Source organism: Roseiconus nitratireducens, from assembly GCF_008629675.1.
Classification (GTDB): Bacteria; Planctomycetota; Planctomycetia; order Pirellulales; family Pirellulaceae; genus Stieleria; species Stieleria nitratireducens.
Map to the genome: position 1 here is coordinate 465,011 of NZ_VWOX01000005.1, position 15,543 is coordinate 480,553.

Annotated in this window: 2 protein-coding genes; one reads left to right on the forward strand and one right to left on the reverse strand. The window is 60.0% G+C overall.

All coding sequences use genetic code 11. From position 1 onward, the window contains the following. Window positions 1-5: 5 nt before the first annotated feature. Window positions 6-1,448: a Gfo/Idh/MocA family protein gene (locus tag FYK55_RS11900; RefSeq protein ID WP_150076611.1), complete on the reverse strand. Its 1,443-nt coding sequence runs from the start codon at window positions 1,446-1,448 to the stop codon at window positions 6-8. A 496-nt stretch (window positions 1,449-1,944) separates the two neighbouring features. Here FYK55_RS11900 and FYK55_RS11905 point away from each other — a divergent pair, with 496 nt between their 5' ends. Beyond that, a complete protein-coding gene (locus FYK55_RS11905) occupies window positions 1,945-15,237 on the forward strand; it encodes an RHS repeat-associated core domain-containing protein (protein ID WP_150076612.1) in 13,293 nt (4,430 codons plus the stop codon). Window positions 15,238-15,543: the final 306 nt, after the last annotated feature.

The window sequence follows — 15,543 nt, forward strand, 5'->3', positions numbered from 1 at the left end:
ACGGATCAAGCGATTTCGGGGACCTCGTATCCCTTTCGGTATTCGCGTTTGAGCAACGAGTTGGCTTTCGCCGATCCTTCGCCTACAAACTGCTCGGTCTCGGAATCCAGCTGCAACATCGGACTCAGCTTGATTTGTTGATCGTCCAATTTGAGGTCGTGCGCGGCCAGATGCTGATCCATTTCGTCGATCAACGTCTCCCATTGATCCAGCTTGACCTCGTGCACGGTGTCGCGCGAAAACGCTTCGCCGGCTTGAAACGCGACATTGGCCAGGTTGCACCAACCGGTGCTGTCGTTGCCGACCTCAACCTCGGCATTCAAGATCGATCGGTCGTGAGCCCGGACCGCATCGATGAAGTTGGCCTGGTGCTTGACGTCACCGTTGCCCCTGAACTCTTTGATCTTTTTCCCGTCCGAATCGAAGGCGGCCGCACGTCCCCGCTGGCCTTCAAAATGGCCTCCCTCGCAGTAAGCGATGTAGCCGCTGCTGGGACCGGGGTGGGCGGGACTGCGTTTTCCGCCCGGCTGCGCGGGCAGATTGCTCAATCCGATCACGACGGGAATGGATCCGGTATCGAAATAAGCGAAGTGCACGTTGGGAGTTTCGCCGGCGTCGTTGAATACCACGCGTCCTCCACCGCCCAGCACCCGCCGGGGCAGCGCGACCTGGTCTTGGAAGACGTTGTTTCGGCAGTCGTCCAGAACGTGAACGCCCCAGTTGCCCATTTCGCCGCTGCCGGTGTTCCAGTCCCAGTGCCAGTCGTAATGCAACTTCTCGCGATAAATCGGCTCGTCGGCGGCCGGCCCCAACCACAGGTCGTAGGCCACGTTCTTGTCGATCTCCAACGGAGTTTCGCGACGTCCGATCGGCGGACGCACGCCGTAACGATTGACGCGGGCGGCTTTGATTTCGCCGAGCCCTTTTTCACCATGAAGGAATTCTTTGATCTCGGCCTGCATCGGATCGGAACGTTGCTGGGTTCCCAATTGGCAGATCCGGTCGTACTTGCGAGCGGCGGCCACGGTCTGTCGGCCTTCCCACTGGCTGTGCGAGAGCGGCTTTTCGACGTACACATCTTTACCGGCTTCCATCGCCCAAATCGCTGCCAGGCAGTGCCAGTGGTTGCAGGTCGCAATCACGACCGCGTCGATGCCGGGAGCGGAAATCAACTCGCGCAAATCGGTCCAGCCCTGCGCCTTGGGATATCGCTTCTTGGCCGCCCCCAAACGTTGTTCGTCCACGTCGCAAAGTCCGGCGATGTTCACGCCATCGATCTTGCTGAACTGGCCCATCAATCCGCCGGCGCGACCGCCGCAGCTGATGAACCCAAGATTGATTTCCTCGTTGGCGTTGGCCGCTCGCAGGGATCGTCCTGGCAGGGCGCTCGTGACAGCCATCGCGGCTGCGGTCGTCCCGAGAAACTTTCGACGTGTGTATTGACTCATCTGTGTGCTGGGGTGGGAGGCAAGAATCAGGGAGGCGAAAAATTGGAAGCGGTCTTTCAAGGCCGCTGGCCCGCCGCGGTGATCATCAACCGTTGCCACGCATCGATTCAAGATTAGTGGCCAGCAAACAGTGACCAGTGACCGATGATGGGGGCGGAGCGGTGGAGTGCCGGCGAGACCGGAAGACATTCTATCTCCTTTTCCCGGCGACGGTTTGTGGCTCGCAAAAATGGTCCTCACGGCGTTCCCGCACACGTGAACTCGGAGCGGCCGGAATGCAAATTTGACTTTTTCACTCACTCCTTCGCTTTGGGGGTGTTGTTTCCGCACCACAGCGACCGTAGCCTTCGTGGTTGATTCGCTTGCGGCAGCGTCGGTCGACGGGCATGCAACCGAATCGAACTGTCCGGCCAGCCACGGTGATCGAACCGATGGGCAGGCCGGGCAGTCGATCTCTGAATGGGCATAACAGAATCGGCAGCATTGATTGGGGCACATGATGAACCGCATCACGCGGAAGCGGCATGCCGTTTCCAACAGCGGTCCGGTCGCGCGTCGGCGGCGGCGAAAACGCACCGCCCGGTTTCAGCGTTTGGAGGATCGGCGGTTGCTTGCCGCTTCCCCTCCTTTGACCGAGATCTTTCCGACCGTCAGCGATCCCGTGGCGGTGGCCATCGGGACATTCGATCTCAATGGAACTCCCGATACGGTCATCCTGGGACGCGGCGGCGATCTGACGTTGGCAACACGCGCCGCGGAGGATCGCTGGGAAACGATCGAGACCTTCGAAACCGATCTGGGGCAACAGCAAACACTGATCGCCGAACGGCTTGACGACGATCCGTTGACCGACCTGGTGTTGGCGTCCAACGACACGATCACGGTTTGGCACAGCGACGGTCAACGCGGGTTTTCGCTGGCCCAATCCTTTCCCTCACCCGTCTCGAGCTTCCTTCCGCCGGAATACTCCGAGCCGGTTGTCACCGCGTTTCTGGATTCGGATCGTTATCGAGATTTGATCGTCGCTTCGGCGGACGATGCGGTACGAATCTTTGCGGGACTGGCCGGGGGCACCTTCGGATCGCCCAGACGATTGCCGACGGGTGCCTCGCGACCAACCAGCATCGTCGTGACGGACATCATCGGTGACAATCACCTGGACCTGGCTGTCGGACATGACGACGGATCGCTGGTATTCTTTCAAGGCGTGCCCGACACGATCCCGTTCGTCCGCCGAGACGATTTGACGCTGCATGAATCAGCCCCGATCCGGGACCTGGAGTCATCGGACCTGGATTTGGATGGAAACGACGACCTGGTCGTGACCACGAACACTTCTTCGTTTCTGCTCTTCGGAACATCGGATCCTCGGCCGGATGCGCCCCTCGCAAACGGAGACTTTTCCGATGCGTTGACGGGCTGGGACGTCGACGTTCGCGGACACGATCGAACAGCGTTGGCGGGCCGTGTCCTCGCTTCCGGCGGCATGGTCCGTCTGGAGGAACATGCGTCTTTCCTGACCAGCTTGCAACAAACGTTTGATGTACCGCTGGACGCTCAAACGCTGCAGTTTGATCTGGTTTCAGCGTCGTTGGATGCGGTCGAAGGCGGATTGCCCGATGCTTTTGAAGTTTCGTTGCTGGACGCGCAACAACGGTCGTTGGTTGCCACCCACCATTCCGAATCAACCGCGTTCTTCAATCTTTCTTCGGGTTCCGAAGTCTCGCTGTCGCCCGACGTCACGTTCGACGGGCAGCGTGTCACGCTGGACCTTTCCGGGATCGATCTCCAGACAGCGGCAACACTGACGTTCGATTTGATCGGCAATCCTCCGGGACAAGGATCAACCGCACGCATCGACAATGTTTCCATCGCTCCGGCAAGGTTGTTTTCGGATCGATGGGAGCGGGTCGATCTCCCGGGCGGTTTCGCCGCTGCCGCAGACACGGAGATCGGCGACGTTGACGGAGACGGTCGACAGGAAATCTTGGTCACCGACGTCACGGAAAACACGCTGACCGTCTTCACCAGCGGAGGCACGCGGTCCTTCGGTCGTGAAGATCGTGAACTTTCGGCATTCGGCACCGTCGCAACAAGCCTTGCGGTCGCCCCGCTGACCGGCGGCGATGCGGTCGATGATGCGATCCTTACTTTCTTCGAAACCAGCAATGCGTTGTCGTCGATTGCCGCGGATCAAACTCCACCGTCGGCCAGGCTGATCCAACCGGCGCCGGGCGAAATTGTCACCGACTTCGATGGCACGGTTCGCTTGCAATTCACCGAGCCTGTCCGAGACTCCGGTTCGGGATCGGCGTCGAACCTGGAAGCCTACCGATTCGTCGGACTCGGAGCTGATGGGATCATTGGATCGGCCGATGACACGGAGGTTTCGATCAAAAGCATTTCGTACGATTCAACAAGCCAGTCGGCCTTGGTGATCCTGGATCCCTTGCAATTGCCGCTTGCCGATGATCGATATGCGTTGACCCTGATCGGATCAGATTCGACCCTTGCGATCCGAGATCTCTCCGGCAATGTTCTCGGAGGAGGCAGCGACCTGACTTTCGAAGTGACACTTGATGCGCCGCTTTCGTGGATTCCGCCAACAGAATTAGCGGCCCACGAGGGAGACAGCGTCGAGTTGTTGGCAAACTTTCTGGATCCTGGAAGCGCCGGCCCTTACGTCGCCGAAGTGCATTGGGGCGACGGCTCGCGGGACACTCTGACCGTGGTTCCCGGTCAGAACGGAAACCCGGGGGCGATTCGCGGAAACCATGTGTACGCCGACGACGGGACCTATCTCGCCGCAATGACGTTGACCGATGCCCGGGGCGAGAGCCTTTCGACCGCGGTGCCGGTGACGATTGCCAATGCGACGCCGATTCTGAAACCGTCCGAACCACTGACCTTGTCGGTCGGCGAATCATTCCGCTACATCCTGGCCACCTTTGAAGACCGCGGGTTCACCAGCGCGGCCGCCAACACCCAAGAAACGTTCTGGGCCTGGATTGACTGGGGAGACGGAACACCGATCCAAACCGACGCGGTGAGCGAGGTCACCAATGGCGCCGCTGGCGTGGCAACCACCGGCAACGTTGCCGGGGAACACGTCTACCAATCGGCCGGAGAATATGAAGTTCAAATAACGTTGTCCGATGACGACGGTGCTTCGGCGACGACGTCTCTTCCGATCACCGTCCAAATCGGCAACGGCGACGGCGGCGCCAAGGGCGGCAACGCCCGATTCTTTGTGGCCGACCGCAGTGACAAATTGGTCTACCGTTACGGATCGGCGGGACAGGTGATGGATCCTTTCGACACCGCAAATGACAGCAGCCCGCGAGGTGTGGCAACCGTTGCCGAAGGAAACCCGGTGTGGGTCGTCGGCTCCAACGCTCGCATTCACGTCTACGATTCCGACGGGGAAACCACGCCGGCAAGCTGGCTGGCCGACGGGCCGCAAAACCCCCAGGGCATTGCAACCGATGGCGACGACGTTTGGATTGTCGATCCCGCCCACGATCAGGTCTACCGCTACGCGGGTGCGGCGGCCCAACGAGACGGGACCTTGGCCCCCGACGACACTTTCCGACTGGCCTACGGCAATACGGACCCGAGCGGAATCACGACGGACGGCAACTTCCTGTGGATCGTCGATGGCCGGGGCGATCGAGTCTACGTCTACGATCGCTGGGGACGGTCGATCAACTGGTGGGATCTCGATTCGGAGAACTCGGACCCGACAGGGATCACAATCAACCCGTCCGGCGATGACGGCATCTGGGTGGTCGATGCCAAAGACGATGCGATCTACCAATATTCCAAGCGGACGCTGAATCACCAGGGTCGACAACGTGCCGACACGACGATCGCACTGGCACCTGAAAACGATCATCCCGAAGGCATCGCCGATCCGTTTCGTTCCATCCTGCTGCGAGAATCAGTCGACGACCAGATTGATTCGCCCGGAGAAGTCGATGAATACCTGTTTGACGCGACGACCGACCAGCAGTTGTACGTCGACGTTTGGCAGCTTTCCGGCGGCCCGCTGACCGGCACGCTGATCGCCCCCGACGGTCAGCCGATCGTTTCCGCCACAGGCTATGCCGCCAGCAATCTTGACCGGGGGCCTTTGCTGTTGGAACAGAGTGGAACCTACACGTACCGGCTGGAAGGTGGTGCCACCAATACGCCCGACTACGCCTTCACCGTGTGGGACGTCGATCCACCCGAAACCGCGAGTCTTTCGTTCGAAACCGTCGTCACCGGTGACATCTCCACTCCGGGTGCCGAGGACCGGTACACGATTGATGTCGAAGCGGGAACGATCGTCTTTGTGGACGTGCTGTCGTTCAGCGGCGGATGGGTGCGGACGACTTTCACCGCTCCCGATGGCACCTCCGTGTTCTCAACGACCCATTCGTCTCCGTTGGGTGCGGACCATGGTCCCATCCGTTTGGACCAATCAGGTACGTACACCTTTGTTTGGCAAGGAATCCAGTCGGGCACCCCAAGCTATTCGTTTCGGGTTCTCGAAGTGCCTCCGCCTGATGTCGCCCCGCTGACCATCGATCAACCTGACGCAGGACGAATCGATGCGGTCGGCGCGGAAGATCACTGGACGTTCGAGGCCGTCGCCGGACAAGAGCTGTATTTTGACATGATTTCAAAATCCAGCGGCACGTTGACCGTGCAACTGATCGCGCCGGATGGCAGTGTGGCCTTTCAACGCAACAATCACGTCGCGTCACAACTGGACTTCGGTCCCTATGTGGTTCCCGAGGCTGGCACCTATTCCTTGCAGTTCTTTGATCCTGCCGGCGGGACACCCGAATACGCGTTCCGCGTTTGGCAAGTCGCGCCCCACCAAACGACGTCGCTACCACTGGGCCAGGTCGTGCGTGGTGAAATCGAGACTCCGGGCAGCACGGACACGCTGGAGTTTGATGCCCAAGCAGGCTCAGCGATCTTCTTGGACATGCAGCAAATCTGGCAGCCTTACCGCGACGCGCAGGACCAGTTGAATGTCGAACTGTTCGCTCCAGACGGAACTCGACTCTGTTCCCGACGCGATTTCTTACACCAGGCTCACGACCTGGGACCGCTGCAACTGTCGCAATCCGGCACCTATTCGCTGCGTCTGGCCGGAGTCGGGGATGACATACCGGGATATCAACTGCGTGTCGACGACGTGACGCCGGCGCCGCCTTCAACCATCTCAATCGGACAGGTGATCTCCGACGCGATCGAGATTGGCGGACGCACCCACGATTACCGCTTTATGGCGACCGCCGGCGATGAAGTGCAACTGGACGTGTTGTTCAACGAAGTGTTGGATCCGCTGGGCCGCGCCACCGCCGGCTTCACGGTTCGGACATCCGACGGCGTCTCCCTTCTAAACAACACCGATGCCGACGCCACGTTCACGATTCCGGAAACGGGCGAGTATCAGTTGCGGGTCGATGACCGAGGCTTCGCACGTGAATCCGACCTCCGCGGTCGCTACAGCTTTCGTCTGCTGGTTGATCCCGAGACGCCACTTTTACCTGCGGCCGCACTGGTCGTTTCGGACGTCCATGCCGATTTGGTTCACGTCGGTGATCCGGCCTCGGTGACGGTGTCTTGGACCGTCACCAACACGGGGAACGCAACGGCACGATCCTGGAAGGCTTCGCCCTGGGCGGACCAGGTCCTTTTCTCCGCAAGCGAAACCGAGTCCGAATTGCATGAACGTGCAATGGTCGAAGTGGATTCTCCCCTCGAACTTGCTCCGGGACAGTCTTACCGGCGGACCGTGCCCGTGCCACTTCCCGCCGGCTTCGAGGGCGCGTTTTGGGTGGAGGTCGCGACGGATCGTTTGAACCACGTCTTTCAGACGGGGTCGGCACCCGGGCGCGTCGCCCGCAGCGAACCTTTCTCGACGGTCTATCGCGGGCAACGTGATTCCGGGAATGCTCCGACGATCGCGCTTTCGCCGACAGATGGAAGTCGGTACGCGACCGACACCACCCTGGCGCTCGGCGGCAGCGTGAACGCCGGGGACCGATCGGTGAACGCGGTCTTCCTGGTGGATGTCTCGACCAGCACTTTGGAACCCAGCGGGCTGGACCTCAATGGCGACGGCGTGGTGAACTCGGACGACGACTTCAACCGCTTTGACAACGTCGGCGACGTCTTGGACGCGGAAATTGCGGCCGCGCTGCGGCTGACCGACCAGTTGTTGTCGCAATCAAATGATGTCCGCGTGGCTTCCGTTCTTTTTGCCGGTGACAGCCAACCACTGGACGCCGCTCCAGAGCTTTTCAACCAATTCTTCGTCGATCCCACGGTCGACAGCACCTACCGAGAGGACCGGTCTGATTTCGAGACGGCGATCCGTTCGCTGTGGAACCAGGACCTCGGCTTTCTGGGCTACCAAGGCGCGGAAAGTTTCCGGCCAATCGAGGTCGCGCAAGGGACGAACTTTGAACCGCCCATTCGAGACCTGCAGCACCTTCTCGCCTCGGCCCCACCCGCGGATCGGACGCTTGTGTACCTGCTGACCGATGGAGAAGCATTCGACGAAATGCCGGTGGACGTGCAAGGTGTCGCCGACGCCGCGATTGAGTTCTACGCGTTCCAAATCGGCAGTGAATCCGTCACTCCGCAATTGGATGAGTTGGCCACGTCGATCGACGCGGACCCGACTTCCAGCGGGCTCGCCCTCTCGGTCGCCAATCCCGAACAACTTGCCGCGTCCCTGCTGACAACGGTGCAGGTTCAGTCCGTCACGGTCAATGGTCAACAGGTCGATGCCCTGGATCCCACCGGACGCTTTTTCACCGAGATCACTGTCGCCGAAGGCGCCAACCCGTTGACGGTCGCCGCGACCACGGCAGCCGGACGGACGACACAACGAACCATCACGCTTCACGGCATTTCAGGAGAAGACGCCGAATTGTTCGCCGACACCGTCCCCGCGCCGACCGGCCTGAAAGCCAGCTTCACCGGGACCACCTTCAACCGGACGACCAATCGCTTGCATGCCGCGGTCGCACCGCACAACGGTTCGACATCGCCAATCCCATCGCCGTTGTGGGCATCCTTCCCAGATTTCACTTCCCCATCGGTGGTCATCACGTCGACCGGCGAGTCGCCCCACCCCACGACCATTGACCAACTTCCTAATTCGGTGCAATTCACTTTTGCAGAACCGCTCCCGCCGAACCGGACTGGCCCGTCAACCGAGATCTTTTTCGACAATCCTCTACGGACTCGATTCGAATTCGAAACACTTTTCGAGATCCCACGGAACTCCGCGCCCGCATTCACCGGCGTGCCGCTGCTGGAAGCTCGCATCGACCAAACCTACAGCTACCAGGCCGGTGGAGTGGACATTGATGGCGATCCGTTGTCATGGGAATTGATCGAAGGACCACGCTCGATGTCGTGCATCGATGGTGCAATCCGCTGGACGCCAACGACAGCGGACGTGGGAACGCACCAAATCGTCATCGGCTTGGAGGATGGACGCGGTGGAACGGCGACCCAACGCTTCACGCTGCTGGTCCCGACGGGGCTGGAAAACCTTCCGCCGCTGATCTTGAGTTCGCCTGACCGATTCGCAACCGTTGGCGAAGACTTTCGGTACGATCTGGTCACTGCGGATCCGGAGAATGACCAGGTTCGTCTATCGCTTGCCGATTCGGCTCCCGAGGGTTCGACAATCGCAGGCCAACAACTTCGCTGGACTCCCGGATTCGATCAATTGGGCGAACATTTGGTCACGGTGCTGGCTTCTGACGCGGACGGCGGAGTCGGACGGCAGACGTTTCCGGTGATTGTCCTTCCCGTCAATTCTTCCCCGGAGTTCGTTACCGAACCGAAACGTCAAACGCAACTTGGGCGGCGTTACGACTACGCGTCGCTAGCCACCGATGCGGACGACGACGTGACCTACTCGGTCGTCGGACCCGAAGGAGTCTCAATCGATCCATTCTCCGGGCACGTCACCTGGCCTGGCCCAGACGTGGTCGTTGGTGATCATCAAATCGAAATCACCGCGCTGGATAGCCGGGGCCTTTCGACGCAGCAGAGCTATGTGCTGTCGGTACTCCCGGATGTCCAACCACCGGAGGTGTCGATCGCAATCTCCGATTCTTCGATCGACGTGGGTGCCAGCGTCGTGGTTCAAGTCTTCGCATCCGACGACGTCGGGGTCCAAACGGTCGAGCTGTTCGTCGACGGCATCCCCACGCCGCTGGACGCCAGCGGCCAAGCGATCTTGACGCCGCAATCGTCCGGGCTGGTCCGCCTGGTCGCTGTCGGCACCGACACCAGTGAGAATTCGTCGCAGGCAGTCGATGGCCTTCTCGTGTCGAGCCCCGATGACACGACGCCTCCGGTTGCCGTCATTCATTCTCCCGTCAGCGGGCAAGCGGTCGAATACCTGACCCAGGTGCTGGGCACGGTGACCGACGCTTCGTTGGCTTCTTACCGTCTGGAAGTTTCGCCGCATCAGACCAACCAGTGGGAACTGCTCGCTTCGGCCAGCGTGATCGACGCCGCAGGTCGAATTGACAAGGACCGCGAAACTTTGGCCGTCTTTGATCCCACAATGCGGTTGCAGAACCAGTACGACCTGCGGCTGACGGCCAGGGACGTCTCCGGCAACGTTGCCACGGACATCGTCACCGTGTCGGTCGAAGGGCGAGCCAAAATCGGTATCAATCGGCAATCCGTCGTCGATTTGAAAATTCCCGTCGCCGGCGGTCCCGCCATCACGATTCACCGCCAGCACAGCCAATTGACGGCGGATCAGGGTGGCGACTTTGGAAACGGGTGGCAGTTCTGCGCCGCCGAACCGAACCTCCGCGAGTCCGTCGCTCGCACGCCCTACGAAGACGAACTTGGGCAGTTTGCTTCGCTTGCCTTTCACGACGGCGACAAGGTGTACTTGACGACGCCGGACTGCCAACGCGTGGGATTCACGTTCCGCCCCGTTCCCCACACGGGACTGTGGACAACACTCGGTGACGACTACTACGACCCCCGCTGGATTCCCGACCCGGGAGTCAACTGGAGGCTTTATGGTGAATCCGACTGGACGTCGATCACCAGTCTGTCCAGCGGCGAGTTTGACCTCAATGGCCTGCCCTTGCCGCTGACAAGGACCGCCGACGGCGAATACATCCTGGCAGCCGTGTTCGCGTCCTACAATCCGCTCGGATATCAATTGGTCGACAAGCAGGGCATCCGATATCACTACGACCAGGACAGCGGCCTGACGGACGTGACCGACCGGCACGGGAACACGCTGACTTTCACCGATGACCAGATCCTCAGCTCTTCTGGTCAGCGCGTCCAATTTCAGAGAGACCAATCGGGACGAATTGTTGCGGTCCTGGATCCCGATGGGAATCGAATCGACTACGAGTACGACGACCAAGGCAACCTGACGAAAGTCGGCTACCCCAACGGGTTGTCAAACTCCTACCGCTACACCGCACAGAACTATCTGGCAGCGGTGAATCCCGAAGATCTCCCAGAACAGGAAATGATCACCCTGGGATTTGAGTACGACGTTGCCGGTCGCTTGATCACCGCGACCGACGCCTTGGGGAATACGAACCGCCACGAGTACCAACTGGATGATCACACCCGGATTACCTACGACGCTTTGGGGGCAGCGACAAAGATCACCTACGATGATCGCGGCAACTTGCTACAAGAAACATCGCCCAACGGCAACATCGCCCGATATCAGTACGACGACCAGGACAATCTGGTCCGAATCGTCGATGAACTCGGGTTTGCAACCGTCATCGACTACGACGACCGAAACAACATCACTCGCGTCACCGATGCGTTGGGAAATGTCACCGGGTTTACCTACAACGAGTTCAACGATCGCACGTCGCTCGTCCAGGCGGACGGCGGCGTCCACCGCTACGACATGGATGCCGAAGGCAATCTGCTACGAATTCGCATGCCCGGTGGAACCGATTCCAGCATGGCGTACGACGAAGCCGGTCGCCTGATTCGCATCACCGACATTGACGGCCGGGTCAAACGACTGGAATACGACGAGCTTCCCTATCCGACACGAGTCATCGAGCGTGACGGAAGCGTCATCCTGATGACGTACGACTCTCGTGGCAAATTGACCACTCAGACCGACCCCAACGGCAACACCCGATCCTTTTTATTGGATCGTCGGGGCCGACCCCAGGTATTTACCGACGCGTTGGGAGGACAGGTCACCTACACATTCGACGGCGCCCAACTGGAGTCGACCACCGATCAAGTCGGAGAACGCACCCGCTATCTCTACGACGGCAATCACCGTCCGATTCGGATCACTGATCCCGAAGGTGGCGTGATCGAGATTGAATACGACGCCAACGGCCGCACCTCGACCGTCACCGATCAGAACGGAAACGTCACCGAGTACAGCTACCGCGCGGATGGCCGTTTGCAATCACAAACCGACGCGCTCGGTGGGGTGACTACCTATGAGTACGATGCCGCCGGCAACCAAACGGCGGTGACCGACGCAAATGGCAATCGGTGGAGGTGGGAGTTCAATGCCATCGGATCATCCACCGCGGTGATCGATCCCGAAGGAAACCGGACGGAATTCCAATACGATGCGATGGGCAATCTGGTGCGCGAGACCGATGCGTTTGGCCGCGTCACGCAGTATGTCTTTGGCGCCCTTCAATTGCCGACCAAGATCATCGACCCGGCCGGCAATGAAATGCGTTTTGAGTATGACTGGCAGGGGAACCTGATCTCGGAAACCGATCTTTTGGGTCGCCTTCGAACCTACGAATACGATGACCTGAACCGATTGGCGCGGTCCACCGATCCGCTGGGGAACGCCACCTCCTTCGGCTACGACGCGATCGGGAATCGAGTGAGCACGACGGATCGACGCGGCTTTACCAACACAGTTCAGTACGATGCGCTGAACCGACCGGTCGTCTGGACAGATCCCAGCGGTGCCAAAACGGAGATGGAATACGACGGGAAAGGCCATGTGACCCGTGCCATCGACGCCAGCGGGGCGGCGACCGAGTTTCAATACGACGGATTGGGACGTTTGATTTTGCAAACGGATCCGCTGGGAGGTGTTTGGGCCTGGACCTACGATGCCAACGGCAATGCCACGCGTTTCACTGATCCGCTGGAACGCACGACAACGGCTGAGTACGACCCGTTGAATCGCAGGGTATCGACGACGGATCCGACGGGCGCCACCACCAGATTCGAGTACGACGCGAACGGAAACCTGACGGCCCTGACCGACCCGCTGGGCAATCGCACGATTTTTGAGTTCGACGCCTTCGACCGCGTGACTCGCGTCACCGGACCACTGGGTCACTCCTCCACATCGGTCTATGACGCCGTTGGCAATCTGGTTTCGCTGACCGACCGAAACGGACGCCGCAGAACGTTTGAATACGACCAACTGAACCGATTGAACCTGGAAACCTGGTGGGCCGAGGGTTCAGCGGTCAATTCGATTCAGTTCTCGTACGATGCCGTCGGGAACGTGCTTACCGCTGCCGATCGGTTCAGCGTCTACGCCAACACCTACGACGACCTGGACCGGCTGATCGCAGTCGACAACGCCGGCACGCCCGAAGTGCCCCACGTCACGCTGACGCAAACCTTTGACGCCGAAGGCAACCGAATTGGTATTCACGACGACCAGGGCATCTGGATCGAAAACCAATACGACCAGCGAAACCTGCTGGCGCAGCGACAATGGTTCGGCGGAGAATTGGATGGTGCGTTGCTGAAATATTTCTATGACGATCGGGCTCTTCTGCAACGGATCGAACGTCATTCCGGTCTCGGCGATTCAATCCCCGTTTCGTCTTCGGAATTCCTCTTTGACGCCAAAGGGCAATTATCTCGTCTGACTCACTTGGACTCCGGCCATGCGCTACAAGCGGACTACCAATACGCACGCGACCTGGCCAACCAACTGACGGAAGAAACCCACCACGATCAAGTCCACCAATACACCCGGGACAGCTCGGGCCAGTTGTTGACCGCCAGCATCAACGGCCTGGCCAGCGAAGACTATCAATACGATCTGAACGGCAATCGGCTTTCGATCCAGACCGTTCAGGACGCCGACAACCGGCTGAGAGAAGACGCCGACTATCGGTACACGTATGACGCCGAGGGGAATCTGATCGTCCGGACGCGCAAAGACGGAAGCGGATCCACCCGATACCTGTATGACCATCGCAACCGGTTGGTACTGGCGGAGCGGGCCGGCGCCGATGGCGTCCCCCGGTCCACCGTGCAAATGGTCTACGACGTCTTCGATCGAATGATCACCCGGACCAGCGACCCCGACGCCGCGGGACCGACAGCACCCGATGTCCGGCACACCGTCTACGACGGCGTTCATGCCTGGGCGGACTACGACGGCTCCGGAAACACGCTTGCACGTTATCTATACAGCGACGGAGTCGACCAAATCGCGGCACGCTGGCGGCCAGGCGAAGGCACCGCATGGTACCTGACTGATCGATTGGGCACCGTTCGCGATTTGATCGATACGACGGGAAGCGTCATCAATGAATTCGACTACGACAGCTTCGGTCGCATCCTGACCATCAGCAACCCCGCGGCCGCGGACCGATTCCGGTACACCGGCCGTGAATGGGACCAAGAACTTGGGTTCTACTACTATCGCGCCCGCTTTTATGACCCCGCCACGGGACGCTTTCTCAGCCAAGATCCTCTCGGGTTTTCGTCGGGCGATACGAATCTGTATCGGTACGTCGGCAACAACCCGCTGGATTATGTGGATCCCTCCGGCAATCTGGCCGTCACCGAATGTGCTTTGGTTCGCGGCGCCTCCCTGGCGGTGGACACACTTTGTCCCGCCCTCCAGATGTACCTCAAGGGAGAGTTTGACGGAAAGAGCTGGTCCGAAGCCGGGAGCCTGACCGCCTCCCAAGCGCTCTTCGGTGGAGACTTCGCGATGAGCCACACCAATGAACTTGGTCAACGGGTTCCGCTGACTCAGGACGAGATGTTGGCGCAGTCCATTGAACGCACCACCCACTTCATGAATGTCGCGTCGACGCTGCTACCCGGCGGGGCGGGGCTGGCAATGCAACTGACGCTGCAGTCGGTGACGATGGCGACAACGGCTCAGTCGCTTGCAACCACGCTGGCCAATCCAAATCTGTTCACCATCATGGGCTTGGCGGAAACGTGGATTCGTGGCGCCTACGCTCTAGCCAAAGATCCAGCAGCTTCGTTTGTCGACGCAATCGAAGCAACCAAAGCGCACGCCCGCAGCATGGACGCGTTGCAATGGTCAGAACTTGTTTGCGGAACCGCCCAAATGGCGTTGATGGTGTTCAGCGCACGCTCCCGCTGCTTCGTGGAAGGAACACCAATCGTTGTCAGTGCGCTGCCGCCCGACGTCACCCACCAAACTGCGTCGGCACCCTCCCGGCAAACGAAACTTGTCGACGGTGCCGTCACGGTGATGGACGTTTTGGGAGGCGCGGCAATGCTTGGCGGTGCCGCGCTGATGCGCTATCGCCCACGCAGCCAGTCACGCCGAAATCGGGCACCCGCCATCCACCATCGAATACCAACGGCGCCGCACAAAGCAGAACCGATTCCGCCTCGTTGGTCGGATCACGCAGGCCGTAGCGGGCAGTTGAATGACGTTTCTCCCGCCGACGACCTGTTGCATCAGATCGCCATTGCCAAGCTTCGCGCTGAACGTTCCCAACTTGGGAAGTGGAGGAAAGTCACAAATGGCTAGCGAAACAACGCGGCAATCGAAGCAGTCCTCCAATGCCCCCGAGCGAGAGACGATTGCGCGCGAGGGGTGTGCCATGTCAATGCAGGATCCGTTGCAGGCTGTCGTCCCTTCGGGACTTGGCGGGCCTGCTACTTTCACCCGACGGGCGAGCCCATCGGATGCCAGATGCCACAAATATCAAGCCCCGAAGGGGCGACAGCGAAGCTCGAAAAACTGAACACCCAGGCCCGGAGGGCCGACAGCTCCCTGCCGGTGGGCTCGCCCATCGGATGCCTGATGCCACAAATACCAAGCCCCGAAGGGGCG

What these genes read in the sequence shown, in the direction of transcription:
- FYK55_RS11900 (WP_150076611.1), bottom strand. Translation starts at nt 1,448, where the DNA reads ATGAGTCAATACACACGTCGAAAGTTTCTCGGGACGACCGCAGCCGCG.
- FYK55_RS11905 (WP_150076612.1), top strand. Translation starts at nt 1,945, where the DNA reads ATGATGAACCGCATCACGCGGAAGCGGCATGCCGTTTCCAACAGCGGT.